Genomic DNA, 25,273 nt, shown 5'->3' on the forward strand with positions numbered 1-25,273 from the left:
GCCGTGGGTAACCACGGCGCCGTTTGCGCTCAGGCTGGTGGCGTCACGCGACCGTGGGTCACCTTCACAATCACCGCATAGCCATACGGGGAGTAACTATGCGTTACGTAATCACGGTTTTCCTGGCCGGCCTGACCGCCGCGCTGGCCAGCTTCGGGGCCACGGTGCAAGCCCAGGACCCGCTTCCGCTTGAAGCTTTTGCAACCCGACCGGTCATGAGCAATGTCGCGCTCTCGCCCGATGGTCGCTATCTCGCCTATCGCGTGGCCCAGAATCGGACCGGCGACTACTACATCGAAATTCGCGAGACCGACAATCTCGGAGCCGATCCGGTTCGCCTCGGATCCGAGCGCATGGATATCACCGGCTTTTCCTGGGTCAGCAACGAGCACTTGCGGGTCAGTTTCCTCCAGCAAGTGCGGAACCGCATCGAAGGTCAGAATGCCGGCGTTTTCCAATCCAAGCAGGCGATTGTTCGCGCTGACGGCCGCGGTCGCTTCCGTGAATTGTTTGATGACGTGCAGCTCTACAGCTCGCTTCCGGATCGCCCGAACGAAATCCTCATCTACAGCGCGGATGTCAATTATGAGGACATGAACAGCGACGACATCCGCAATAGCGGTCGCTCGATGTCCGCAATTGTTCCGGACTTTAAAATCCTGAATGTGGACACCATGCGGACGCAGACCTATTTGCGCGGCGTCTCGATGTTGGGTGGTTATCGGCTCGACAATGACGGCAATGTCCGGATCGCCCAGTCCTTCGATCCTGCCAACCGTCAGTCGGTGTATTGGCACCGCGCGCCAGGCGAAGACAGTGAATGGGTGGAGTTCTTCAGAACGGACACCGAGGATCGCAACTCGTCCTTCTCGATCATCGACTTCGATCCGTCCAATCCGAACATGCTGTTCGTATCGGCCAATCGTGGTCAGGACACGGCGAGCATCTACGAGTTCAACATCCTGACGGCAAGTTTTGGCGAGCGCGTGTTCGGCTATGACATGTTGGACAATGTGCCACATCAGGATATCGACAGCGGCTGGTTCAGCACCGATCCGGACACGCTTGGCGATCTGATCGGTTTTGTCTTCTATGATGCCGATGGTGAGCGCCAGGTGGCGTTCATCAATCCTGAGGAGCAGGCGCTGTATCAGCAGTTGCAGGCGACCTTCCCGGGCAAGGAAGTGACCATCTCCAGCCGGTCGCGCGGAAGCGAGATGATGGTGATCCACACCGTCAGCGGCGACGATCCCGGCACGTATTACCTGCTTGCCGATGGTCAGCTCCAGGTCATCGGGAACCAACGCCCGACCCTTCCTGCTGATGCCTTGGCCGATGTTGAGTACATCGAGTACACCGCGCGTGATGGTCGCCGGATTCCCGGTTATCTGACCGTTCCGCAGGGTGAAGGTCCCTTCCCGCTGATCGTGCTGCCGCATGGCGGTCCGTGGGTCAATTTCCGCACAACGGGCTTTGACGAGTGGGGCCAGGTTCTGGCGAATAATGGTTACATGGTCCTTGAGCCGCTGTTCCGCGGGACGACAGGTCACGGCAATGATCACTGGTTGTCGGCTTTCGGCGAATGGGGGGGCGCGATGTCGGATGACATGGATGATGGCGCGCTGTACCTCGTCGACCAGGGCCTGGTCGATCCGGACCGGATCGCGATGTTCGGCTGGAGCTTTGGCGGCTATTCAGCCTTTGCTGCATCCATTCGGACGCCGCAGATCTATCAGTGCACGATTGCCGGCGCGGGCGTGGGTGATCCGGTGGAATTCCGGGCGTTCTTCACCCGGAACCGTTTCGGCCGTTCGATGCTGGAAGAGGGATATGCCGGCATGAACACGATTGACCGGGCTGCGGACGTCAACGTTCCGATCCTCGTCATCCACGGCGCGCTCGATCAACGGGTTCGGCTCTATCATTCCGAACAATTCGTCGATCAGCTGGAACGGTTCGGCAAACCGCACCGTTTTGTTGTGTTGGAGGGGGCAGACCACTTCGACAACACGCTGACATTCGACCACCGCATGACGCTCTACAGTGAGATGCTGGGTTTCCTGGAGAATGATTGCGGTCCGGGCGGTCTCTGACCGGACACCCCTGATGGCAATGTGAAAGGCCCGCCGGCAATCGCCGGCGGGCCTTTTCTTTTCAAGTATCGTGGCCGCTCAGGCCGCCATGACGCGGGCCACTTCGTCGACCAGTTCCCGCAGGTGGAACGGTTTGGACAGGACTTTGGCATTCGTCGGGGCGCCGGACCCCGGGTTCAGCGCCACGGCCGCGAAGCCGGTGATGAACATGATCTTGAGGGCCGGATCGATCTCGGCCGCGCGTCGCGCCAGCTCGATACCATCCACACCCGGCATGACGATATCCGTCAGCAACAGGTCGAACTGGGCCGGCTGCTCGCCGATCGCATCCAGCCCCTCTTCGCCGTCCGAGCAGACCAATACCTCATGCCCGGCCCGTTTGAGCGCCTTGGCGAGGAAGTCGCGCATCGAATCGTCGTCTTCCGCGAGAAGTATCTTAGCCATGTGTGTTCCCACCCTTGCGAAATCTCAAAGTGAACGCACCCTACAGCCATCTGGTAAAAACGGGCTGAACGCGCTGCGGCGCTTGACCCGCGAGATGCAGCTGACCAATCTTCGTCAATGGCAACCACGATTCCCACTCCGCACGCCACGGACGAAACACTTCGACCGAAGCGTGACGGGAAGGTTGTGCGGATCGAGCGTCCGTCTTTCGACCTGGCTCGACCGGTCATACTCGCTTCGCCGCATTCCGGACGCGAGTATGACGCCGATCTGAGGGCTTCCACAAGACTTTCCGTGGATCATTTGCGTCGGTCCGAAGATGCGTATGTCGATCAACTAGTTGATTTTTCGCCGGAATATGGTGCGTCACTGATCTGTGCCGAATTTCCGCGCGTTTTCGTCGATGTCAATCGTGCGGTCGGGGAAATAGATCCCGGCATGTTTTCAGACCGGGTCCCGGCGGATGATGTGCAGCCATCCCGGCGCGCCGCATCAGGGCTGGGCGTGATCCCGCGTATCGGTGCCGACGGGCGCACCCTTTATCGCCGCCGCCTGCGATTTGCCGAGGCCCAGGCCCGGCTGGCCCGCTTCTACCACCCTTATCACCAAGCCTTGCAGAACGAGATTGCCGCGCTTCGGAGCCGTTTTGGCTGTGTCGTGCTCGCCGACATGCATTCCATGCCGGCGCTCAGCGCACACGGCGCCGATATCGTGCTCGGAGACCGGTTCGGCACGTCGTGCAGTGATGTCGTGATTGATCGGGTCGAGGCGCTTTTCCGCGACTTGGGATTCGTTACAGTTCGGAACAATCCCTATGCTGGCGGCTATGTCACCGAGCATTATGGCCGTCCCATGGAAGCGGTGAATGTGATCCAGATCGAGATCAATCGCCGCCTCTACATGGATGAAAACCGGGTCACCCTGACCGCGTGTCACGCCGAATTGATCGACAAAATGCGCTGCTTTGTCAGGGGATTGACGGCAACCGACTGGTCGATGCTCCGCTAGCCATAATCATGCCCATTTCAGGCGAAGACTGGTCGCTGCCTTCGCCCGGCACGCGCTTTGCTCCCCTGTGAGGTGTGCGTCCCATACCGGCGCATTTTGAGACGCGAAGATTAGGCGGCGAGTAGTTATGACGAATGATATCGACCTTCATGTGGGTAAACGGTTGCGCCGTCGGCGTCGCCTGCTGGGCCTGACCCAGCAACAACTGGCCGAGTCGGTCGGTATCCGCTTCCAGCAGATCCAGAAATATGAGTGCGGCGCCAACCGCGTCAGCGCGAGCCGGCTTTTCGAGCTGGCGGAGTCGCTGGATGTGCCGGTGCAGTATTTCTACGAGGGCCTGTCCAAGCGCGACGAGGCGGGTGGCGATGATACGCTGGCGCCCGACGTGCTGTCGCAAAAGGAAACGGTCGACCTGATCCGTGCCTATTACCGGCTCGGTGAGCGGCCGCGCAAACGGCTTCTTGAGCTGGCCAAATCGCTCGAGCCCGAAGAGGCGGCGAACGACGCCGCCTGACCAGTCCGATATTGACGCGATGGCGTCTGGCACCGGCTCGCCGCCCGTGCTAGGCGCCTTTGCATGTCTGATCGCACCTTCCAGCCTGATATCGGCATCGCCCACGAAATGGCGGACGCGGCACGCGCCGCCATCAAGCCTTATTTCCGGACCGCCCTTTCGGTCGACAACAAGTTGTCGAGCGGATTCGACCCGGTCACGGCCGCTGACCGGGCCTCGGAAGCGGCCATGCGCGATGTACTCGCCCGCTTGGCGCCGGACGACGGTATTCTGGGCGAGGAGTTCGGCATAACCGATGCCCCGGGCGACCGCCGTTGGGTTCTCGACCCGATCGACGGCACCCGCGCCTTCATCGCCGGCCTGCCCACCTGGACTGTGCTGATCGCCCTGGAACAGGCCGGCCAGCCAAGGGTGGGGGTTATTGACCAGCCGCATATCGGCGAGCGTTTCACCGGCTGGCCTGGCGGCGCTTCGCTGGACCATGGTGGCGTAAGCCGTGCCCTGAAAGTGTCAAACTGCGACAGGCTCGACACCGCCATCATGGCCACCACCGATCCCTATCTGTTCGAGGACGGCGAGCGGCGGGCCTTTGAAGCGGTGCTGGACCGGGCCCGGCTGTGCCGCTTCGGTTTCGACGCCTACGCCTACGCCATGCTGGCGGCTGGCGGCGTCGATCTGGTGATCGAGAGCGGCCTGCAGATCTATGACGTGCAAGCGCTGATCCCCGTGGTGACCGGCGCTGGCGGTGTCGTCACCAACTGGTCGGGCGGCGAGGCCTCGGGCGGCGGACAGGTTGTTGCCGCCGCCAGCCGGTCGCTGGTTGAGCAAGCGCTTGAACATCTTTCGGATGCTGCTGTTTAGCTGTCGATCAAGACCCGGATCGGCGCCTCACCGAACTCGATACGCACAAGATCGCGCATGCCCCGATCGCGCGGGCGCACGAGGACTCGGTTTTCCTGCACCGTCAGGTCTGTCGATGATCCGTCTTCGTGAATGGCGCGGGCCCGGGGCGCCGGACCGTCGAAGACGAAGACCAGGGTTTTGAAATTCGGTGCGAACAAGGCGGCGACGCCGGCGGCCTGTCGGACGGCGTGATTGGCCTGGCCCAGGGCCAGGTCAAGGTCATCCGCGGCATAGGCTGGTCCGTCCCCGAGCCGCGCCTCGAACTGCATGGACAGCGACATGCCGCCGCCTTCCTGATTGATCCAGACGGCGGGTTCAGCCTCAAGTGTTTCCAGGTCTGGCAGGTGTTGGATACGGCCCTGCGCGTCGATCCGGAAGGAGATGCGCGTGCCATCGAGCTCGTACCACATCTCGATCTCGTCCGGCGGGATGCCGTCCTGCGAGGATACGATATAGGCGAGCTGGAAATGGCTGCGTCGGTCGGCATCCAGCTCGAGATAAGTCTCCCGGTGGGGAAAGAAACGGGGCAGGGGGCCGGCCTCCCGTTCGACGGATTGCGCGAACGCATCCGTCGGCAACAGGAGGCCGGTCACCAGACCGATCATGAGCAGGCCGAGGCGCATTATTCGCTGGCGGCCGGCTTGCGGAATAACAGCGTCATGCGGTCGCTTTCGCCGATCGCGTCATAGGCGGCGCGGTCGAAATCGGCGGCCTGTTCGCTGTCGGCTGCCGGGCTGCGGCGCACCGGCGGCAGCGTCCACACGCCCATCGGATGGTCGGCAGTGTCTGCAGGATTGGCGTTGATCTCCGAGGCGCCGACAAGTTCAAACCCGGCTTCTTCCGCGAGGGCAATGACATAGGCCTGCTGGACATAGCCGCTTGATGCGCCGGGGTCCTGCTCGCGGGTCGAGGGCAGGCGGTGTTCGACAACGCCGAGCGTGCCGCCGGGGGCGAGCGCTGTGTGGAAATCCGCGAAGGCGCGTTCGGCATAGCCGCGTGACATCCAGTTGTGAATGTTGCGGAAGGTCAGGATTGTATCGACCGATCCCGGTTCCAGCGCCAGCGCCGTGTCGCTGTTGAAGTCGACAATCTGTACATCGCCATAGATCTCGGCATTCGCGACGTGGGCTTCGAACGCGGCTCGGGACCGGCGGCGATTTTCGCTATCCGACTCGGCGTCGAAATGGGCCGCCACATACTGGCCGCCATTGGCATGGATCCACGGCGCCAGAATGTCGGCATACCAGCCCCCACCGGGCCAGATCTCGACGATCGTGCCACTCGGGTCGATCTCGAAAAATTCCAGTGTCTCCTGCGGATGGCGCGAGCTGTCCCGGTCCTGGCTGGATGCGCGCCAATCCGCGTTGATCACCTCGGCCAGCACGGTCAGGTCGGGACCGGCCGGGACCTCTGCGACATCGGTCGTGGTCTCGTCTGCGGCTTCGACCGCAGTGTCCGGCGCAACCGGTTCGACAGGATCGCCGGTTTCGCCACTGCAGGCCGCAAGCACGGCTGTGCTGGCAAGCAGAGCGAGGAGAGAGAGATGACGCATGATGGAGAACTCCTTGGTGAGAGCGCAATTGGTAACCAAGCTGCCGCCCGTGCGCAAATTCTGTTTTCGGGGGTTGAAGCCGAAAAACGGGTTACCCAAATAGATGGCACGGGTCGCCATCAGGGACCCGGAACAGCGGCCAGGATCCGTCGGATCTGGCTATTTTCCAACTGCCCGGACTTCCGGGCCTGTTTATCGCTCTGAAGGAGGATGGACTGCCATGCGTACTGTTGATTTTACCCCGCTTTACCGCTCGATCGTCGGTTTTGACCGGCTCGCGGACATGATGGATTCCGCGACCAAGATCGAGTCGCAGGGATATCCGCCCTACAATATCCAGCACGTTGCCGATGATGAGTATCTGATCGAACTGGCCGTTGCCGGCTTCGGTGAGGACGATCTTGTTGTGGAAGTCCAGGAAAACGTCCTGACCGTGTCCGGCAAGATCGGTGAGAAAGCCGAAACCGATGACCGTCGCTTCCTGCATCGCGGCATTGCCGAACGGTCTTTCGAACGCCGTTTCCACTTGGCCGACCATGTTGAAGTGGCTGATGCCGGGCTGCAGAATGGTTTGTTGCAGGTGCGGCTCGTCCGGGAAGTTCCCGAAGCCGCCAAGCCGAAACGGATCGAAATCAAATCCGGTGCGGGTAAGACCCGTGCCAAGCTGATCGAGGGCGGCAAGACCAAGGCCGCCTGACCCGTCGCTGACGGATACTGATTTCCCCTCCGATTGACCCTGAAGGCGGTGAGCGACAGCTCGCCGCCTTTTCTTTTGTCTTGTTCGGGGACGGCTCAGGCCGCGTTGAGATCAACGGCGCCGTCGACCGACTCGACGCTGCCGACAAATTCCTCGTCGATGCGAGCGCCAGTGAAGCAGGAGCCGTTGAAGCTGGCCTTTTTCACATTGGCGCCATTGAGGGTGGCGTAGGAGAAGTCACCACCGGTTGCCTTGGCCTGACGAAGGTCGGCGCCACGCAGGTCTGTGTAGCGCGCCCGCACACCAGCGAGCGAGGCCGGAAGAAGGCGGTTGCCGTCGAGCAGAAGCGGCCCGAGTTGGCAGTCGCGCAGATCGGCATTCGACAGGTTGGCGCCAGTGAGGTCGGCACCGCGCAAATCGGCGCCGCGCAAGCTCACCATGCGCAGGTCGGCCTTTTCCAGTCGGGCGCCCTGCAATTGCGCGCCTTCCAGGTCGAGCCCGTAAAGCGTTGCGCCGCGGGCATGGAAGGCGGTGAGGGTTTTGCCTGCCAGCGACGTCAGGCCGCGCAGATCGGTACCATCGAACAGCGAGGGTTTGCCCTCCTTGCCGTTGGTATCGCACCAGCGCACATGTTCGGCGATCTGGTCGGCGACCGGCTGCTCGAGAGCGTTGGCATCGATGCCGACCGGCTTGTTGGTCAATGCACCGTCCGTATTCATTCCCTGGGTCTTGGCCATCACTGTCTTGGTCCCGATCAGCACGGCGTGGCTGAAATCGGTGTCGGACAAGTCAGCGCCTGACAGGTCGGCGCCTTCCAGGTTTGCGCCCTGGAAGGAGGACCCTCGCAGATTGGCGCGGATCATGCGCGTGCCGAGCAGCATGGCGTCAGTGAAATCGGCCTTCTGGGCCGCGATACCGGCCATTTTCGAACGCGACAGGTTGGCGCCCGTGAAATTGGCGTTGCCAGCATCGTTTTCCTGCGACTGATGGGTCAGGATGGCGAGGCCTTTTTCCTTGTCCATCTGCGCGATCGCGCCCTCGCGCAGATCGGCCTCGGTCAGGTCGGCGCCGGTCAGGTTGGCGCCGCGCATGATGGCGCCACGAAGATCGGCGCGGCGCAGCGAGGCGCCTTCAAGATTGGCGCGGCGCATGTCGGCCGCGAAGAATATGGCACTGTTCAGCGTGGCGCCCGAAAACACCGTGCCGCGCAGTACGGCGCCGCTGAAATCAGCATCCGACAGATCACGATTGGCCAGCACCATGTCTTCCAGGATCGTGTAGGCGAAGCTGGCCCGGGCACCGCCGGAGCGTCCCGACCACAGGCGTTCGTGCCGCTCGCAGATCGCGTCGACCTCATCCTGTGTGAGTTTCTTGAACTCGATCTTGCGACCGGTCATCGGCGCGATCCTGTGGTGTAGTGTCCGGACTACCACCATAGAGAATGACCGTTAACAGGCTGTTTGTCGCCTATCTGTCATGCGCGGTCGGCCAGTCGCGTCCGGCCAGCGGGTGTTCCGGCGCAATCCGGATCCGGTTCCGACCGGCTTCTCCATGCGCCTTGAGTTCGGATTCTGCCTCGTGCGGCGTGGTCGCCGTGAGGGTGGCGTCATAGCCGCGCAGCCGGGCATCGACGCGAATTTCAGGGCGGCCGGTTTCGACGCGCGAGAAGAAGCCGGCATAGAGTTGTCCGGCCGCCGTACCGCCAAGCCCGGTATCAACCGCGATGCCCGCCGCTTCAAGGCGGGCGATGCCACGGCCGGCGACCTGCGGGAAACGGTCGAGACAGGCGATCACGACACGGGAGACCGCCGCAGCGATCAGCGCATCGGCGCAGGGCGGTGTCTGGCCGTGATGGGCGCAGGGTTCCAAAGTGACGTAGGCGGTCGCGCCCTGTGCCGCCGCGCCGGCCGCATCGAGGGCAACCCGTTCGGCATGCGGGCGACCGCCATCCTGGGTGGCGCCTGTCGCGAGAATTCGGCCGTTCTTGACGAGAACGCAGCCGACGGCGGGATTGGGCGCGGTGTGCCCTTGCCGGGCCCGCGCCAATGCCAGCGCAAGGCCCATATATCGCGCGTCGTCGAGCGCTGTCATGCGCCGGGGAGCGGCGGCAAGGGCTTGGCGCGTTGCGCGTCAAGATAGCGCGCCGCCGTGATGGTTTCGCCGTCGTCCTCAAGGTCGATCAGGAGCGGGTTTCCGGTCGGAACCTCAATGTCCATGATGTCGCGGTCGGAGACGTGGAAGAGAAGTTTGACCAAGGCTCGCAGGCTGTTGCCGTGCGCTGCCACGACCAGGGTCTCACCGGCCTTGAGGCGCGGCAGGATGGAGGCCGACCAATAGGGTTCAACCCGGTCCAGTGTCGACTTCAGGGATTCCGAGGCCGGCAGGAATTCGCGCGGCACGTCAGCATAGCGATCATCGTTGCGCGGATGGTAGGCATGGTCTTCGGCCACTGGCGGTGGCGGTGTGTCAAAGGAGCGCCGCCAGATCTTGACCTGCTCATCGCCATGCTTGGCCCGGGTCTCGTCCTTGTTGAGGCCGGCCAGACCGCCATAATGTCGCTCATTGAGCCGCCAGGACTTGTCGACGGGGATCCACAGCCGGTCGAGGCCATCGAGGGTGAAGTTGAGAGTCTTGATCGCGCGCTTGAGCACCGACACAAAGGCGTGCTGTGGCTTGAAGCCGGTGTCGGCGAGCAGCTGGCCGGCCCGCTGGGCTTGGGCCACGCCTTCTTCGGTGAGGTCGACATCGACCCAGCCGGTAAAGCGATTTTGCAGATTCCATTCGCTCTGGCCGTGTCGGATGAGGGCAAGTTGCGGCATGCGTCGACTCCCGAGATTGTCCCGTTGCGCGCAGCGATAGCCCGTGACGGCCTGCAGGGCAAGGCAGGCGCGCCCGCAGGCGCAGAGCCCAGAAATCACTTACACTTCCCGATCAAGTTGTGGTATAAAGAGACTACAGGTTCCGGGGCGGGCCTGGTTCGAAAAATCCGAACCCACACCCAAGGCATGACTTATCCGCCCCGATGAGCGGCGGCCGGATGTGAGGCTCTTCTCCGTCCCCCTAGAGCCGGATCGCATCTCGCCGCACCAACCGCGCGCGTCTCTTCCCCGGACGTGCGCGGTTCTGGTATGGGGTCATCCCTGAAAAGGGCATTCCTGTCCTGACTGGCTGCGAGGAACCGGCATGTCCGACAATGATCCCGTGCAATCCGCCCGCCGGGTGATTGCTACAGAACGCGAAGGCATGGTCGCGCTCGAGCAATCGATTTCAACCAACTTCGCCGAGACGGTGATGCGCCTGCGCGGACTCGAGGGGCGTCTGATCTGTGCCGGGGTCGGCAAGTCGGGGCATGTTGCCCGCAAGATCGCGGCGACCCTCGCCTCGACAGGAACGCCGGCCTATTACGTCCATCCGACCGAAGCCAGCCACGGCGATCTCGGCATGATCGGTGCCAGCGATGCGGTGCTAGCCCTGTCAAAATCGGGTGAAACCAAGGAGCTGGGTGACCTGATCGCCTATTGCCGCCGTTTCGGGGTCCCGCTGATTGCGATGACGGCGCAGCCTGACAGCACACTCGGTCGGGCTGGTGATTACCTGTTGGCGATCCCGGCGGCACCGGAAGCTTGTGGCGAGACGCGGGCGCCGACCACATCGACCACACTGATGATGGCGCTCGGCGATGCGCTCGCGGTGGCCTTGCTGGAGGCACGGGGTTTCACGGCGTCGGACTTCAAGACATTTCACCCCGGCGGCGCACTCGGTGCCGCCCTGGCCAGCGTCGGTGACATCATGCACGCTGGCGAGGCTGTCCCGCTGATCGGTGAGGATGCACCGATGAGCGATGTGCTGATCGAAATGACGACCAAGAGTTTTGGTTGTGCCGGTATTGTCGATGGCGAGGGCCGGCTGGCCGGGATCATTACGGATGGAGACCTGCGCCGTCACATGGGCGCGAGCCTGGTCGACAAGCGCGCCGCGGATGTCATGACGAGCAACCCGCGAACCGGCAGCGCCGGCATGCTCGCCGCCGACGCCCTGCGTCTGATGACTGCAGGGCAGCCCAAGATCATACAACTCTTCATTGTCGACGGCGACAAGCGGCCCGTGGGGATATTGCACCTGCATGATCTTTTGCGTGTCGGCCTCAAATAAGGTTGAGACCCTGCACACAAGCCCGTGTCGGCACTGGCGAAATGCCGTTTCTGACGTTATCGTTGCATGAGAGGGTAAAAGTGGTTGTCAACGCAGCCTGCGGGGAGCGTGACCGCTTCGTGTCGCCCGGGTCGGAGTGAGAATGCAAAAACCCCTCGCCTTGCAGGTCAGGCAATGCTTGCGACCGCACATGGCGGCGTTGGCAGGGTTTTCACTTGCCTCGAACCTGCTGCTCCTGGTGTCCCCGCTTTACATGCTGCAGGTGTATGACCGTGTCCTGTCGTCGGGGTCGATCGATACCCTGATCTGGTTGTCAGTGCTGGCGGTCTTCCTGCTCGGTGTTTATGGCGCGGCGGAAGCCGGTCGTCGCCGGGTCAGCGCCCTGGCCGGGCGCGAGCTTGATGCGTTGCTGACACCGCTCGTTTTCGACCGTTTCCAGAGTGAGTCCGGCCAGCCGCATCTGGCGCGGGATCTTGGTGCGATCCAGCGCGTGCAGACTGCCTTGCAAACGGGCAGTCTGATGGCTTTCGCGGATCTGCCGTTCGCACCATTTTTCCTGGTCGTCCTGTTTCTGATCCATCCGGTCATCGGGTTGGTTGGTCTGGTTGGCGCGGTGGTCGTGTTCGGCGTCGCAGTGACGGCGGAGTTGAGCACCCGGCAGGCCGGGCAGTTCTCACAAGGTGCCTTGCGCAGTGCGGGCGATTTCGCTGCCGGGCTCGAGCGTCAGCGGTCGGCGATGGCGGCCATGGGTCTGGTGCCGGCGGCGTTCCGTCGCTGGCGCGCCACCCAGGGGGCGGGGCAGGGGTTTTCGCTCGATGCGGCCAAGGATGATGGAAAATTCACCGCCATCTCACGCTCGACCCGCCAGGTCCTGCAGATCTGCGTGCTGGGCGGAGGAGCGGCGCTGGCGCTGAGCCAGCAAATCTCGCCGGGCGCCATTGTTGCGTCGTCGATCATTCTCGCGCGTACGCTCGGACCGATCGACCAGATTGTCGGTGGCTGGCGCAACACGATCCAGACCTGGTCGGCCTGGAAAGGGCTGATGGAAAGCCTCGATGGTGCCCAGGCCGAAGCCAGTTACACACCGCTGCCGAGGCCGGCTGCTGAACTCAAGCTGGATCGGCTGTCTGTCGTGGTGCCGGGCGCCGAGACACCGCAGGTTCGGCCCTTCAGCTGGTCCGCGTCCGGCGGTCAGCTGGTCGCCGTGACCGGCGGCAATGGTGCCGGAAAGACGACCCTGCTCCAGACCCTGGCCGGCGCTTGGCAGCCGGGTTCAGGAACAATGAGTCTGGGCGGACGCAATCTGCATGACTGGCCGGCGCCGGATCGCGGCCGCTTTGTCGGCTATGTGCCGCAGGATGTGGAATTGCTGCCCGCGACCGTCGGCGAGAACATCGCGCGCCTCGGTGATGCCGAGCCGGAGGCGGTCATCGCGGCGGCCCGCGCCGCCGGTGCCCATGAAACCATCCTCGCCTTGCCGGACGGTTATGATACCCGCGTCGGACCGGGTGGCACGCACCTTTCGGCCGGGCAGCGCCAGATGATCGGTCTCGCGCGGGCGCTGTTTGGCGATCCCGTTCTGCTGCTGCTGGATGAACCGACTGCCAATCTCGATGCGGCCGCGGCACCGGCCCTGGTCAATGCCTTGCGACAGGCTGCGGAGCGCGGTGCCATCATCCTCGCCGCGACCCATGACCGACGGGTGATCGAACGGGCCAAGACAGTGTTGCTGGTGCGCAATGGCGATGTCATGGCGGCGCCGGCCGAGCAATTCCTCAAACTGGCGACCGGCCCCGGCGCCGGCGCGAGCGCGTCCGGCCGCGGAGGGGCAGCCTGATGTCCGGTCCCGACACACCCACCCGTCTTCTCGGCGACAGCTTCGTGCGCCGCTCGGCCCTTGCCTGCCTGATTGGTCTTGGTGGTTTTCTCGCCTGGGCCGGTCTGGCGCCGCTGGAAGAAGGGGTGCCCGCCGCCGGCCAGATCGTGGTCGAGAATGACCGTCAGGTCGTGCAGCATCTGGAAGGCGGTATCATCCAGGAGCTCATGGTGCGCGACGGCGACCGGGTGGAAGCCGGCGCGCCGTTGTTGACGTTGCAGGAAACCGCATCGCTGGCGGTGCGCGATGAATTATTGCAGGAAATCGCGACCCTGACCGGCTCCACCCAGCGCCTTGCGGCCTTGCGCGACGGGTTGGAAGAGCCGGATTTCTCGTCGCTCGACGAACTCGGTCTGACGACAGAACAGCGCGACGCGGTGGTGACGCGCCAGCGCGACCTGTTCCGGCAACAAACCCAATCCTTCCAGGCCGACATTGCTGTGCTGACGGCCCGGCGTGACGGCGCCCGTTCCTCCCGTGACCTGCACGCCCAGCAGATTCGCATCACCCAGCGCGTGCTGTCAGCGGCCCAGGACCAGCTGTCCCTGCTGAACGAGCGTTACGAGCGCCAGATGGCGAGGCTCGACGAGTTGCGCGGCATGGAGCGGGATGTGGCGGCGCTCGAGGCCGATATTTCGCGCTTGCGTACCGAGGCGCAGCAGGCCGCGACGCTGGAACAGGATCTCGACGGGCAGATCGCCCAGACCGAGGCAGCTTTCAACCGTCAGGTGTCGGCTGATCAGCTGGAGGTCCGCAGCCAGTTGGAACAGGCGCGGGAGCGTCTTGCGGCAGCGCAGGACGTGTTGAACCGGTCCGTTGTGTTGGCGCCGCAATCGGGCGAGGTCCTCAATTTGCGCTTCTCCACACGCGGCGGCGTCGTCCGGCCCGGCGAAGCCATTTTGGAGATCGTTCCAGCCGTCGGTGAAATGACGGCGTCGGTCCGTATCCAGCCCGCCAATCGCGCGGCGGTCTATGAGGGGCAGGCGGTCCGCACGCGGCTGACGGCCTATAAGAGCTGGATGACGCCGCGGCTTGATGGCGAGGTGATCAGTGTCAGCGCCGACCTCAAGACCGACCAGAATACCGGTGCAGCGTATTACGAAGTGCGTATCCGCATCCCCGCCGAACAAGCCGCGCGTCTGGGTGAGTTGGATGTGATCCCGGGCATGCCGGTGGAGGTTTTCATCTTCTCCGGGTCCAGCCGGACCACGCTGGATTACCTGCTCGAGCCGATCAGCGAGTCGCTGTTCCGCGGCGCGCGGACCGGGTGAGCGGGATGGGATTTGACCGTTTTCATCTTGTGTTGGGCCGGGCGTTGTCCGGTCTGTGTCTTGTGGTGACCGCTCCAGCGGCTGCCTTTGCGGCGCAGCCGGAGACGTGCCTGTCGTTCGAGCACGCCTTGCGGATCGCTGCCGAACGCGCGCCGGAAGTCGCCGGCGCGATCGCCCGTCAGGACGAGGCCGCCGCCGACTACCGCGAGGCCGAGTCACTAAGGCTTCCGCAATTGTCGACCTTCGGTCGTACGGCGTCGGGCGATAGCGGGTTGACCGGCAGTCAGATCGAGAACCAGGTTGGCCTGCGCTTGTCACAGCGACTCTGGGATTTCGGTGATTCCCACTACGCCATGGCCGCGGCCAGCAGCTCGATCGAGCAACGCGCGCACGAGCTTCGGGCTCAGCAAATCGACGCATCCGGACGCCTCGCCGACGCTTATCTTACGCATCTGGAAGCCGATGCCATGATCAATGTCGTGGCCGAGCGGCGCGATTATTTCGAGCGTCAGCGGGCTGCCGTGCAGTCCTTGCTGACCACTGGCGGCGCCACCCGTGCGGATCGGGCGCAGATCGAAGCGCGTTTGGCCGAGGCCGAGGCCGACGCGCTGGAACTGGGGTTCATGCGTGACCGGGCCGCGACCCGTATCCGCGAATATACGGGCTTCGCCCCTGATGCGCTGTGCGGCGCGGAGGCCGCGGAGCAAGACCTTGCCCGCGCGTTGCGCGGTATCGAGACGGTGCATGATGCGGTCGACCACACCCTGACCCGCAATCCCGGAATTGCTGCCCAGGCCGAGGCCGTTCGTGGCCTGGATGCGCAGCGGGAACGGGCGCGGCGCAGCCGACTTCCGGTGATCGAAGCTGTGGGTATCGCGTCCTGGGTCTATGATGATTTCAGTGAGACGTGGGATGCCCGCGACCGGGTCGGGATAGACCTGTCGGTGCCGCTGCTGACCGGCGAGGCCCTGCAGGCGCGCGGCGAACGGGCCGTGGCCCGGATGGAGCAGCAGGAGAGTGGTCTGAGAAGCCTCCAGCGTGAACTGCGTGAGCAGGCCGAGATCGTTTTTCGCCGATCGATTTCGCTGCAAGCACAATTGGTCCGTCGTGAAGCCGTCGCTCGCTCACAGTATGAATATTTCGACGCGATCTCGGGGGAGTTCGAGTTCGGCTTGGGAACTCTGCCTGATCTGGTTGATGCACGCCTGACGTATGAACGGGCCGAGCTCGATGTGATCGGTGCGAGGTTCTCGCTGCTTCGTCAGAAGCTGGAGCTGATGGGGTTGACGGCGCGCATGCCTGAGCCGCGCGCGGATGCTGGAAGGTTGACATCAGTGCCTTGACGCCGGGGCGGGCACCGTGAACGGTGGCATTCTGATGCCAATGAAATTGGTTGTATCGCGTGCCGAAAAGCCGGACGGCTGGGCACGCCGGGTTCGCGACGAACCCGATAGGGGATTGAACCAGTCTGCAACGAGACCGGTTCCGGGAGGAAATGAACACCCTGGGTTCAGGGCGGGGCTTGTGAGCGGGCGTTGGTCAATGCGCACCCGCAGAAATATGCCTTTTCGGAGAAGCAAGAAGATCGTCGGGAGAGATCCATCATGCCTGCTGCCAACAAAACAAATCGACAGTCCACTGTCCGCAATGCCCTTCTGTCCACCGCACTGGCGACGGGGGGAGCCCTGATGCTGGCGGGTGGCGCCCAGGCCCAAGAGCCGGGAGCAACGCCGCCCGACGGTTTCACGCCGGTGTCTGGTGTCGATGGCGTTGCCCGGGTCGCGATGGGTGCCGACGGGTCGGTTGAGCTGGTGATGGCCGACGGACGCACGGTTCTGATCGCCGCTGAGGACGTCACCGTGCTGGACGGTGTTGTCTATCTCTCTGACGCGGCGTTGGAGGCCAATGCCCTGCTTGAGGCCGCTGCGGGGGCAGCCGCTGGCGGCGGCGGCGGCGGTGCAGTGCTCGGCCTGCTTGGTGGTGTCGGCCTGCTCGGTGCGGCCGCAGGCGGCGGCGGTGGTGGCGGGGGCAGCTCGCCGACACCGACGCCTCCACCGACCAATACAAACCCTCCGGTTTTCACCTCGGCCGAGACGGCGGGCGTCGATGAGAATGTCACCGGCACGATTTACACTGCGACCGCAACTGATGCCGACGGCAATTCCGTCTCCTTCTCGATCAGTGGTGGTGCGGATGCGAGCCTGTTCTCGATCAACAGCACGACCGGTGCAGTGACCTTCAACGCGCCGCCTGATTTCGAGAATCCGGCGGATTCGGGTGGTGACAATGATTATGTGATCACGATCCGTGCGTCGGACGGGACCAACACGACCGACCAGACCGTCACCATCACGGTCGGGAATGTGGATGAGACGCCGGTCTTCTCATCTGGTGCGTCAGCGAGTGTCGACGAAAATGACGCCGGCACGGTTTACACGGCCACTGCGACGGATCCCGAAGGTGAAGCGGTCACCTATAGTCTCGGCGGCACGGATGCGGCCCTTTTCACCATCGATGCCGCGACCGGCGCAGTCAGCTTTGTCGCGGCACCCGACTTTGAAAATCCCGGTGATGCAAATGGCGACAATGTTTATGAGGTGATCGTCACGGCGTCTGACGGGACGACCAGCTCGACCCAGGCGGTTTCGATCACGGTCAATGGTGTTGAGGAAGGCCCGGCATCTTTCACCTCGGGTACAGCGACCAGTTTCGACGAGAACGGTACCGGGGTTGTCTACACCGCCACGACCACCGATCCCGACAATGACACGATCACCTATTCGCTCGGGACGGCGGGCGACAGCGCGCTCTTTGCGATCGATGCCGCGACCGGTGAATTGACATTCCTGACCGCACCGGACTTCGAGGCGCCCGCTGACGGCAATGCCGACAATGTCTACGAGGTCGAGATCCAGGCCAATGATGGTACCGCGACGACCACGCACACCGTGTCCGTAACGGTCGATAATGTTGATGAGGCACCGGCGATCACATCCGGCGCAACGGCGTCGGTCGCGGAAAACACGGCCGGGACCGTCTACACGGCGACCGCAACAGATCCGGAAGGCGCGACGCTGACCTATTCGGTGACCGGTGCCGATGCAGCCCTGTTCAGTATCGATGCCAACACGGGCGCCGTCAGTTTTCTCGCGCCGCCCGATTTCGAAACACCGCTCGATGCCGATGGCGACAATGTCTACGAAATTACGGTCAACGCGTCGGACGGCGCCAATACAGTGACCCAAGCCGTTTCGATCTCGGTGACCAATGTCAATGAATTCGCACCGGTCTTCTCGTCGGCGGCAGTCGACACGGTGGCTGAGGACAGTGTTGGCAGCTTCTATACGGCTGCCGCAACCGACGGGGACGGAGACACGCTGACATACAGTATCGCCGCGAGTGGCGATGGCGCGCTGTTCCAGATCGATTCCGCGACAGGTGAGCTGAGTTTTGTGTCATCACCGGACTTCGAAAACCCCGCAGACGCGAACGCCGACAATGTCTATGAGCTGACACTGCAAGCGAGTGACGGGTCGACAACAACGACGCATGCGCTCGTCGTTACGGTAACCAATGTGAACGCAGCGCCGGTCATCACGTCGTCCGCGACCGCGAACTTTGTCGAGAATGGTGGCGGCACCGCCTATACCGTCACCGCGACGGACGGTGATGGGGACGCAATCGTCTATTCCATCGGCGGGACGGATGCGGCGCTGTTTGCGATCAATGCCGCGACAGGTGCTGTGAGCTTCCTCGTATCGCCCGATTTTGAAGCGCCAGCCGACGATGATGGCGACAATGTCTATGACATTACCGTCACGGCGTCGGACGGCCTTCTGTCAGATACCGAGTCAGTGGCTATCAGCGTGACCAACGAGAATGATGTCGCGCCGGTGATCACCTCGGCGGCGAGCGCGTCGACAGCTGAAAACAACTCCGGAACCGTTTATACGGCAACCGCGACGGACGCCGAGGGAGACACAATCTCCTATACGATCACCGGAACTGACGCCGCCTTGTTCCAGATCAATGCCTCGACCGGCGCCGTGTCGTTCCTGACGCCGCCCGATTTCGAAAGTCCCGCCGATAATGGCGGCGACAATGTCTATGATTTCACGGTGGTCGCGTCCGACGGAACGCTGACAGACACCCAGGCGGTGAGCATCACAGTGACCGATGTCGACGAGGCGAACGCGCCGGTCTTTTCATCGGCGGCGAGCCAATCGGTATCCGAGAACCAAACGTCGGCCTATGTTGCGACGGCAACCGATCCCCAGGGTGATACGGTCAGCTATTCCATCTCGGGCACCGACTCCGCCCTGTTCTCGATCGATGCGGCGACCGGTGAGGTCACGTTCAATGCCGCGCCGGATGCCGAAGCGCCCGGTGATGCCAATGCCGACGGCAATTACGAGTTCACAGTGACCGCCAGCGATGGATCGGCGTCCAATAACCTGTCGGTCACCGTGACTGTCGACAATATCGATGATGCTGCCGAAATTCCCGACAATGACTCTACCGAGATCAGCATGGTCTCCGGCGGCTCCTATGTCGGCAATCTTGAGACGGCCGGCGATGAGGATTGGATCCGTGTCGAGCTGGTTGCTGGCCAGCGCTACGAGTTCAATCTCACCGGGACCGGGGCTGAAGAAGTCGAGGACCCCCTTATCCGGCTGTTCGACGCCTCAGGGGATCTTATCGCCGAGAACGACGATATCTCGCTGGGCAGCATCCGCGACAGCCGCCTTGCCTTTACCGCCGAAACGTCCGGCACCTATTATATTGAGGTGGATTCCTGGGATGGCGGCTCGACCGATGAGCGGACCGGCGAGTACACATTTGAATTCCACCATGTCGACCCGCTGAGCGCCTGGAACTACCAGGAAATTGGCGACTATCTGAATGCCAACGGTTTCGGCGGCCTGCAATGGGACCGGTCGACTGGGGATACGATCACCGTCAACATCACGGCCCTGACGACGGACGGCCAGACATTGGCACGTGCGGCCCTGCAATTGTGGTCAGATATCACCGGCATCACTTTCAGCGAAGTTGCGACCGGAGGTGAAATCACCTTCGATGATGACGAGGAAGGTGCGTTTGCGGGACCGGATACGACGTCCGGTGGCTTCATTACTTCGGCCAGCGTCAATGTCGGCACCGGTTGGTTGTCGACTTACGGAACCAATCTGGATGGCTATTCCTTCCAAACCTACATCCATGAGATCGGGCATGCACTCGGGCTTGGTCATGGCGGCCCCTATGATGGGTCCGCTGACTACGCCGTCGATGCGATCTATCTGAATGACTCTTGGCAGGCATCCATCATGTCGTACTTCTCCCAGAACGAGAATACGTATGTGGACGCCTCTTTCGGGTATGTGATCGGGCCGCAGGTGGCTGACATCATTGCCGTGCACGACATGTATGGCGCATCGACGACGACCAGGTCGGGCGATACGGTCTACGGTTACAACTCCACCGCGGGCAACACGATCTTCGATGCGACCGCCTTCACAAACCCGGTGAGCTTCACGATCTTCGACGCTGGCGGTACCGACACACTCGACTATTCCGGTTCCGGCGCCGACCAGATTCTCGACCTGCGTGAACAGGCTTATTCCAGTGTCCAGGGCCGGACCGGCAATGTCGGGATCGCGAAGGATACGGTGATTGAAAACGCCATCGGCGGCAGCGGCGATGATATCCTTGTCGGTAATGACGCCGACAATACGCTGACCGGGAATGGCGGCGCCGACACATTCTACGCGTCTGGCGGTACAGACGTGTTCGATGGCGGCAGCGGCAATGACACGGTCATTTTCTCTGGCGCGTCGAGTGAATACAGCCTCAGCACCAATGGATCCGGCAATACGGTCGTCACCGACAACCGGGCCGGGTCGCCGGATGGCATTGTCGAGCTCATCAGTGTCGAGACCATCACCTATGATGGCGCGACTGGTCACCCGGAGTATTTTGGTGATCCGGAGAATGCAGGCCAGGAGGGGCTGGACCTCGACAAGCCGTTGGAGCTTTCCCCGATCGATCCGCGTTTTGCGGTGAGTGAGGATGGCGGGCATCTTGTGATGGCAGTCCTCAATGACAGCAAGGCGCCTGACCACGGTCACGATCGGCATGTCTATCCGCATCTGAGCGATGACGACCTGGCATTGCTTGAAGCTTTGGGCGATAGCGATGCCAACGCCATGACGTTGTCTGTCGAAAAGGGCGCAGTGCAGGTGATGCGCGAGTGGGCCCTCGACATGTCGATGGATATCGACGTCGCTGTCCTGACCGAGAAAGCCGGCCCGGTCATGGAAACGCTGACCTTGCCTGAGGCAACGGGTCTGGCGATCACGGCCAGCCAACCATTGCATTTGGCGAGTTTCCAGCCTGGTGCGCCAGGCGGTGAATCGACCGATCCGTTCGGCGCCTGGGTTCCGGCCCTGTTGGACGAGACACCCGACGGTTGGGCCTGATGGCAAGACGGGGAGATGGCATCGTCTCCCCGTCCTGACCCCCTGCCCGGTGTTAGCGGGCGTTAGTGTATGTGGGGGCTGTCGCGTCGTCCGGCGTTGAGGCAAAACACCAGTGCCGTTAACAGCGCCTCCGGTTTTCCATCAACAGGATGGGTCGAGAAGGTATTGATCGGCGGATCGGGGAGACGTGCGTTTGACGTGTCTGGTTACAGGAGCGGCGGGCTTTATCGGCTTTCATGCCGCAAAGGCGCAGTTGGAAGCGGGCGAAGATGTCGTCGGTCTCGATAATCTCAACACCTATTATGATCCGGCGCTGAAACGGGCTCGCCTCGACGAGCTGGCACGGTTTCCCGGCTTCCGCTTTGAGAAGATAGATCTTGCCGACAATGACGCCATCGCGGCGTTGGCAATGGATGTCCGGCCGCAACGAATTCTGCATCTCGGTGCGCAGGCCGGCGTCCGGTATTCCTTGGAAGCCCCCTTTGCCTACGCCCGCTCGAACCTGCTCGGGCATTTGTCGGTCCTGGAAGCGGCTCGTCTGCTTGGTGACCGGCTGGAACACCTCGTCTACGCCTCGTCGAGCTCGGTGTATGGAGAGCGTTCACAAGTACCGTTTCGCGAAAGTGATGCAGCTGAGTGTCCCGCCTCGCTGTATGCGGCAACCAAACGATCTGACGAGCTCATGAGCGCCGCATATTGCCGGCTTTACGATATTCCGGCGACCGGGCTTCGTTTCTTTACCGTGTATGGTCCATGGGGGCGTCCGGACATGGCCTATTGGCTGTTCGCCGAAGCGATGCTCGAAGGTCGCCCCATCGAGGTCTTCAACAATGGCGATATGGAGCGTGACTTCACCTTCATTGATGACGTTGTTGAAGCCCTGTCACGCATTCTTGCCGCTACGCCGGCTCGCGCCCACCATGCCGTGTACAATATTGGCGGCTCGTCACCTGTTCGACTTGTCGACATGATCGAGACGCTCGAGCGCGAACTTGGCGTTGATGCCGAGAAAATCATGCTGCCCATGCAGCCGGGCGATGTGACCCGCACCTATGCCGACACCAGTCGTTTGGAGGCGGATTATGGGTACAAGCCGAAAGTGGGTATTGAGGAAGGACTGAAGGCGTTTGCCGATTGGTTCAGGGTTTGGCGGGGGCGTTCGGCCGCAGCAAACTCCGCTCAAGCTTGATCGAGCGATGTCAGGCTGGCTTGTGCGACGTCACCAACGGTTTCAGCCGTCTGCGCGATGGCGATTTATTGCCGCCGCCAACCCGGCATTGAAATCGGCCGGGGCGCAGCCGAAGACTTTCCTGACCCGGCTTGAATCCAGGGCCGACCAGGCTGGCCTCGCGGCGATGCTCGGATAATCGGAACCGGGAATAGGGCGAATGGTGCGGTCAGTCAGGCCGGCGGCGGCCAGGATATGCGCCGCAAAGGTCGCCCAACTCATCACGGTGTCGCCGGCGTAGTGATACACTCCCCAGGGCGCATCTTCGCTTGCGGCATGTTCAGCCATAGTCAGCAAAGTGTCAGCGAGTGCCGCCGCCGGAGTCGGTGTGCCGACTTGGTCGTCCACAATCGAAATTTCATTCCGGTCCCGGGCGAGCCGAAGAATGGTCGTCATGAAATTCGGTGCGAAGGCGGAGAACAGCCATGATGTCCGCACGATGAGGTGTTTTTGACAGGCTTGCGCGACCGAGCGTTCGCCGTCCAATTTGGTTCGCCCATACACCGATACCGGTGCCGGTTGGTCAATCTCCGACCACGGTCTCACGGCTCGTCCCGAGAAGACATAATCGGTTGAGACATGGATCATGGGACGGTCAAATTCGGCGCAAACGTTCGCGATGACTCTCGGGGCGTCCGTGTTCATCCGCCGGGCCTCTGCGGCTTGCGCCTCGGCCGCATCCACGCCGGTGAAGGCGGCGGTATTGATCACCACCTGCGGACGGTCTGTTTGCATCAGGCGTTCGCGGAGCCAGGTTCGCGCGTGCTGGACTTCGTTGAGATCGAGAGACGGGCGCCCGGCGGTTTCGATTTTGATTGCGCGCGCCATGCCCGCGCCGACCAGCGATCGCGCCAACTGGCCCGAGTGTCCGATGACCAGAACGCGGAGACCCGTCATGTGCCGGCCAAGACAAGACGTGAAGAAGGTACAGCACCAACGGTGCCGTGCAGGGCAGCATCGCCAATTCTGACCTTGTCGAATGCGTCGTCGCGAGCACGCGCGGCGCGCGCAGCTGCGGAACCGATAAAGCCGTATCCTCCTGTGATCTGAAGCTTCATCGCCCAGCCTGTCTAGCTTGCTTCATACCGGAAGGGTGTATCGAACTCGGCCCAACTTAACGCGTCTTTGTCCTTGCGCGAGAGAATGGGCGCTTGCGTGCCCAGTCCCCAGTCAATGCCCAGCGCCGGATCGTTCCAGCTTACCGATCGATCGGCGCCGGCGGCGTACTCATTGTCGACCTTGTACAATACCAAAGTGCCGGGTTCGCGGGTGATAAAGCCGTGCAGGAAGCCGCGCGGCACAAATACCTGAAGACCGTTCTCGGCGCTCAACTCCTGTTTGGCGTGTTGGCCGAATGTCGGGGAGCCGCGGCGGGCATCAACGAGCACGTCAGTGATGCGACCCTGGAGCACGCGGACCAGCTTGGCCTGATCGTGTGGCGGGAGTTGGCAGTGCATGCCGCGCAGCGTATTCACTTCGCTCGAAAGGGATTGGTTGTCCTGCAGAAAATCCGCAGTGATCCCGCCGCGTCGAAAGGCGTCCCGGTTGAACGGAACCGCAAAATACCCTCGATAGTCGGCATGTCGGCGGGTTTCTATTATCGCGGCATCTTTAAGAGGCAGCGATTGGATATTGAATCCTGTATCGGCCATGCCTTCCCCCGACATGTCTTGGTGAGCTCTCAAAATTGCGCCTGAGCGCGGCTCGGTCGGCTAGTTTGATCAGGCAAAACGCCACCTTCAGCTTCTATATTGATGCGTTGCACGGACACAAGCGCCAAACCCGGCGCCGCACTCGATTTGGGACTTCTACGGGCTGTGAAACAGGGCTTGATCCCTCTTTTGCTGCAGCCGGGGTGGGGCGGCCTCGGGCCAGGGGGCGGTGGATTTTGAAGGGCCCAATGATCGCGTACTCAAAATGGGTCGGTTCGTGTCGGGGGCGGCGCGTGATCAACCGCCTCTCCTGGGAGGCTTGGCCGGGCGTCGCGGAAAACGGGATCTCGTCTACGAATTATGACCGGATCGATGTTAGGCACCTTCCGCCGACCAGAGGGGCGCCAGCCACTCGCCTCGGTCGACATGCTTGCGGCGGGTAAACGAAATCGGGTTGCGTGTCAGGAACCGAGTTCGTGATCACGGAACCAGGCATAAGCATCTTCCAAGCCTTCTCGCAGCTTGATGGAGGGCGTCCAGCCCAGGGCGCGGATCTTGTCGGCGCTCATCAGTTTGCGCGGTGTACCGTCCGGCTTGCTGGTATCCTTCGTCAATTCGCCATCAAATCCGACCACAGACATGATTTCGCGCGCCAAGTCCTCGATCGGCAGGTCCTCGCCTGACCCGACGTTGATGTGGCCGGCGTCCGAATGCACCTTCATCAGGTGCACCAGGGCGTCCGCGCAATCATCGACGTGCAGGAATTCGCGTCGTGGTGTGCCGCTTCCCCAAATCTCCATGGAGGCGGCACCACTGAGCTTGGCTTCGTGCGCCTTGCGGATCAGGGCCGGGATAACGTGCGAGTTCATCGGGTGGTAATTGTCGCCCGGACCATAAAGATTGGTCGGCATGGCGGAGATGAAATCGGCGCCGTACTGCTTGCGATAGGATTGGCACAATTTGATCCCGGCAATCTTGGCAATCGCATACCATTCATTGGTCGGCTCGAGATCACCAGTGAGCAGGGCCTCTTCGCGGATCGGCTGATCGGCGAATTTCGGGTAGATGCAAGACGAGCCGAGGAACAACAATTTCTCGACGCCGGCCGTGTGGCTGGCGTGGATGATGTTCGCGGCGATCATCAGGTTTTGGTACAGAAATTCTGCCGGATAGCTGTCATTGGCATAAATGCCACCGACTTTGGCGGCCGGGACGAAAACGGCGTCGGGACGGGTGTCCTCTATCCAACGTGATGTGGATGCCTGGTTGGTCAGGTCCAACTCGGCCCGTGTGACTGTAATGATTTCAGCAGGATGTTCGCGCTGAAGGCGCCGAACCAGGGCTGCGCCGACCATGCCGCGATGCCCGGCAACCCAAACGCGTTTGCCTTCAAGCGAATACATC

At 62.3% G+C, this 25,273-nt stretch carries 21 protein-coding genes; 11 read left to right on the forward strand and 10 right to left on the reverse strand.

Annotation, left to right across the window (positions count from 1 at the left end):
* The first annotated feature begins 98 nt into the window (after positions 1–98).
* Positions 99–2,093, forward strand: coding sequence for an alpha/beta hydrolase family protein (locus C7435_RS00765; RefSeq protein WP_121209658.1), 1,995 nt, complete (start codon positions 99–101; stop codon positions 2,091–2,093).
* A 78-nt stretch (positions 2,094–2,171) separates the two neighbouring features.
* Here C7435_RS00765 and cpdR read toward each other — a convergent pair whose 3' ends face one another.
* Positions 2,172–2,537 (reverse strand): cell cycle two-component system response regulator CpdR, encoded by a 366-nt coding sequence (gene cpdR, locus C7435_RS00770; protein ID WP_075188630.1) that lies wholly within the window; start codon positions 2,535–2,537, stop codon positions 2,172–2,174.
* A gap of 117 nt (positions 2,538–2,654) precedes the next feature.
* On the opposite strand from cpdR, the gene C7435_RS00775 reads away from it, so the two are divergent.
* The 3 genes from C7435_RS00775 to hisN all read left to right on the forward strand — a co-directional run bounded on the left by C7435_RS00775 (position 2,655) and on the right by hisN (position 4,920).
* On the forward strand, positions 2,655–3,545 hold the full coding sequence (locus C7435_RS00775) for an N-formylglutamate amidohydrolase (protein WP_121209659.1): 891 nt from the start codon (positions 2,655–2,657) through the stop codon (positions 3,543–3,545).
* Positions 3,546–3,672: 127 nt separating this feature from the next.
* Positions 3,673–4,059 carry a helix-turn-helix domain-containing protein gene (locus C7435_RS00780; RefSeq protein WP_075188631.1) on the forward strand — a complete coding sequence of 129 codons (387 nt, stop codon included), beginning with the start codon at positions 3,673–3,675 and terminating at the stop codon, positions 4,057–4,059.
* Between the two features lie 63 nt (positions 4,060–4,122).
* Positions 4,123–4,920 (forward strand): histidinol-phosphatase, encoded by a 798-nt coding sequence (hisN, locus tag C7435_RS00785; RefSeq protein WP_121209660.1) that lies wholly within the window; start codon positions 4,123–4,125, stop codon positions 4,918–4,920.
* Here hisN and C7435_RS00790 read toward each other — a convergent pair.
* On the reverse strand, positions 4,917–5,585 hold the full coding sequence (locus tag C7435_RS00790; protein WP_121209661.1) for a hypothetical protein: 669 nt from the start codon (positions 5,583–5,585) through the stop codon (positions 4,917–4,919). The genes hisN and C7435_RS00790 overlap by 4 nt on opposite strands.
* Positions 5,585–6,514: a class I SAM-dependent methyltransferase gene (locus tag C7435_RS00795; protein WP_121209985.1), complete on the reverse strand. Its 930-nt coding sequence runs from the start codon at positions 6,512–6,514 to the stop codon at positions 5,585–5,587. Before C7435_RS00795 ends, C7435_RS00790 begins: the two co-directional genes overlap by 1 nt.
* A 220-nt stretch (positions 6,515–6,734) precedes the next feature.
* On the opposite strand from C7435_RS00795, the gene C7435_RS00800 reads away from it, so the two are divergent.
* The gene (locus tag C7435_RS00800; RefSeq protein ID WP_075188634.1) at positions 6,735–7,211 is read left to right on the forward strand and encodes an Hsp20 family protein; all 477 of its coding nucleotides are present in this window, start codon (positions 6,735–6,737) and stop codon (positions 7,209–7,211) included.
* Between the two features lie 95 nt (positions 7,212–7,306).
* Here the strand turns inward: C7435_RS00800 and C7435_RS00805 are convergent, their stop codons facing one another.
* From C7435_RS00805 to gpmA, 3 genes are all read right to left on the reverse strand, one after another.
* Positions 7,307–8,608, reverse strand: coding sequence for a pentapeptide repeat-containing protein (locus C7435_RS00805; RefSeq protein ID WP_121209662.1), 1,302 nt, complete (start codon positions 8,606–8,608; stop codon positions 7,307–7,309).
* Between the two features lie 70 nt (positions 8,609–8,678).
* Positions 8,679–9,302 carry a bifunctional diaminohydroxyphosphoribosylaminopyrimidine deaminase/5-amino-6-(5-phosphoribosylamino)uracil reductase RibD gene (gene ribD / locus C7435_RS00810; RefSeq protein ID WP_121209663.1) on the reverse strand — a complete coding sequence of 208 codons (624 nt, stop codon included), beginning with the start codon at positions 9,300–9,302 and terminating at the stop codon, positions 8,679–8,681.
* Positions 9,299–10,030: a 2,3-diphosphoglycerate-dependent phosphoglycerate mutase gene (gene gpmA, locus C7435_RS00815; protein ID WP_121209664.1), complete on the reverse strand. Its 732-nt coding sequence runs from the start codon at positions 10,028–10,030 to the stop codon at positions 9,299–9,301. The genes ribD and gpmA overlap by 4 nt, the downstream gene beginning before the upstream one ends.
* A 364-nt stretch (positions 10,031–10,394) precedes the next feature.
* Here gpmA and C7435_RS00820 point away from each other — a divergent pair, with 364 nt between their 5' ends.
* The 6 genes from C7435_RS00820 (at position 10,395) to C7435_RS00845 (ending at position 22,178) form a co-directional block, all read left to right on the forward strand.
* Positions 10,395–11,363 (forward strand): KpsF/GutQ family sugar-phosphate isomerase, encoded by a 969-nt coding sequence (locus C7435_RS00820; protein WP_121209665.1) that lies wholly within the window; start codon positions 10,395–10,397, stop codon positions 11,361–11,363.
* A gap of 142 nt (positions 11,364–11,505) precedes the next feature.
* On the forward strand, positions 11,506–13,200 hold the full coding sequence (locus C7435_RS00825) for a type I secretion system permease/ATPase (protein ID WP_075188639.1): 1,695 nt from the start codon (positions 11,506–11,508) through the stop codon (positions 13,198–13,200).
* Positions 13,200–14,510, forward strand: coding sequence for an HlyD family type I secretion periplasmic adaptor subunit (locus C7435_RS00830; protein WP_075188640.1), 1,311 nt, complete (start codon positions 13,200–13,202; stop codon positions 14,508–14,510). The genes C7435_RS00825 and C7435_RS00830 overlap by 1 nt, the downstream gene beginning before the upstream one ends.
* Positions 14,511–14,515: 5 nt before the next feature.
* Entirely contained in the window at positions 14,516–15,853 is a 1,338-nt protein-coding gene (locus tag C7435_RS00835; protein WP_121209666.1) for a TolC family protein, read from the forward strand.
* Positions 15,854–16,114: 261 nt separating this feature from the next.
* The gene (locus C7435_RS00840; protein ID WP_121209667.1) at positions 16,115–20,989 is read left to right on the forward strand and encodes a cadherin domain-containing protein; all 4,875 of its coding nucleotides are present in this window, start codon (positions 16,115–16,117) and stop codon (positions 20,987–20,989) included.
* Positions 20,990–21,182: 193 nt separating this feature from the next.
* Positions 21,183–22,178: an NAD-dependent epimerase/dehydratase family protein gene (locus C7435_RS00845; protein WP_121209986.1), complete on the forward strand. Its 996-nt coding sequence runs from the start codon at positions 21,183–21,185 to the stop codon at positions 22,176–22,178.
* 42 nt (positions 22,179–22,220) lie between these two features.
* On the opposite strand, the gene rfbD is transcribed toward C7435_RS00845, so the two are convergent.
* The 4 genes from rfbD to fcl form a co-directional block, all read right to left on the reverse strand.
* On the reverse strand, positions 22,221–23,114 hold the full coding sequence (gene rfbD, locus C7435_RS00850) for a dTDP-4-dehydrorhamnose reductase (protein WP_121209668.1): 894 nt from the start codon (positions 23,112–23,114) through the stop codon (positions 22,221–22,223).
* A complete protein-coding gene (locus tag C7435_RS17070; protein WP_158025523.1) occupies positions 23,111–23,275 on the reverse strand; it encodes a hypothetical protein in 165 nt (54 codons plus the stop codon). Before C7435_RS17070 ends, rfbD begins: the two co-directional genes overlap by 4 nt.
* Positions 23,276–23,287: 12 nt before the next feature.
* Positions 23,288–23,869, reverse strand: coding sequence for a dTDP-4-dehydrorhamnose 3,5-epimerase (gene rfbC, locus C7435_RS00855; protein WP_075188644.1), 582 nt, complete (start codon positions 23,867–23,869; stop codon positions 23,288–23,290).
* Positions 23,870–24,330: 461 nt separating this feature from the next.
* On the reverse strand, positions 24,331–25,272 hold the full coding sequence (gene fcl / locus C7435_RS00860; RefSeq protein WP_075188645.1) for a GDP-L-fucose synthase: 942 nt from the start codon (positions 25,270–25,272) through the stop codon (positions 24,331–24,333).
* Between the last annotated feature and the right edge of the window lies 1 nt (position 25,273).

Origin of the sequence: Maricaulis maris (assembly GCF_003634045.1) — a bacterium.
Lineage (GTDB): Bacteria > Pseudomonadota > Alphaproteobacteria > Caulobacterales > Maricaulaceae > Maricaulis > Maricaulis maris.

Bases quoted from the DNA above. Each gene is read 5' to 3' on its own strand.
- ribD (WP_121209663.1), bottom strand. From the start codon at position 9,302: ATGACAGCGCTCGACGACGCGCGATATATGGGCCTTGCGCTGGCATTG.
- C7435_RS00800 (WP_075188634.1), top strand. From the start codon at position 6,735: ATGCGTACTGTTGATTTTACCCCGCTTTACCGCTCGATCGTCGGTTTT.
- C7435_RS00820 (WP_121209665.1), top strand. From the start codon at position 10,395: ATGTCCGACAATGATCCCGTGCAATCCGCCCGCCGGGTGATTGCTACA.
- C7435_RS00775 (WP_121209659.1), top strand. From the start codon at position 2,655: ATGGCAACCACGATTCCCACTCCGCACGCCACGGACGAAACACTTCGA.
- C7435_RS00795 (WP_121209985.1), bottom strand. From the start codon at position 6,514: ATGCGTCATCTCTCTCTCCTCGCTCTGCTTGCCAGCACAGCCGTGCTT.
- C7435_RS00840 (WP_121209667.1), top strand. From the start codon at position 16,115: ATGCCTGCTGCCAACAAAACAAATCGACAGTCCACTGTCCGCAATGCC.
- C7435_RS00790 (WP_121209661.1), bottom strand. From the start codon at position 5,585: ATGCGCCTCGGCCTGCTCATGATCGGTCTGGTGACCGGCCTCCTGTTG.
- rfbC (WP_075188644.1), bottom strand. From the start codon at position 23,869: ATGGCCGATACAGGATTCAATATCCAATCGCTGCCTCTTAAAGATGCC.
- C7435_RS17070 (WP_158025523.1), bottom strand. From the start codon at position 23,275: ATGAAGCTTCAGATCACAGGAGGATACGGCTTTATCGGTTCCGCAGCT.
- rfbD (WP_121209668.1), bottom strand. From the start codon at position 23,114: ATGACGGGTCTCCGCGTTCTGGTCATCGGACACTCGGGCCAGTTGGCG.
- C7435_RS00830 (WP_075188640.1), top strand. From the start codon at position 13,200: ATGTCCGGTCCCGACACACCCACCCGTCTTCTCGGCGACAGCTTCGTG.
- fcl (WP_075188645.1), bottom strand. From the start codon at position 25,272: ATGTATTCGCTTGAAGGCAAACGCGTTTGGGTTGCCGGGCATCGCGGC.
- hisN (WP_121209660.1), top strand. From the start codon at position 4,123: ATGTCTGATCGCACCTTCCAGCCTGATATCGGCATCGCCCACGAAATG.
- C7435_RS00835 (WP_121209666.1), top strand. From the start codon at position 14,516: ATGGGATTTGACCGTTTTCATCTTGTGTTGGGCCGGGCGTTGTCCGGT.
- C7435_RS00765 (WP_121209658.1), top strand. From the start codon at position 99: ATGCGTTACGTAATCACGGTTTTCCTGGCCGGCCTGACCGCCGCGCTG.
- C7435_RS00825 (WP_075188639.1), top strand. From the start codon at position 11,506: ATGCAAAAACCCCTCGCCTTGCAGGTCAGGCAATGCTTGCGACCGCAC.
- C7435_RS00805 (WP_121209662.1), bottom strand. From the start codon at position 8,608: ATGACCGGTCGCAAGATCGAGTTCAAGAAACTCACACAGGATGAGGTC.
- gpmA (WP_121209664.1), bottom strand. From the start codon at position 10,030: ATGCCGCAACTTGCCCTCATCCGACACGGCCAGAGCGAATGGAATCTG.
- C7435_RS00780 (WP_075188631.1), top strand. From the start codon at position 3,673: ATGACGAATGATATCGACCTTCATGTGGGTAAACGGTTGCGCCGTCGG.
- cpdR (WP_075188630.1), bottom strand. From the start codon at position 2,537: ATGGCTAAGATACTTCTCGCGGAAGACGACGATTCGATGCGCGACTTC.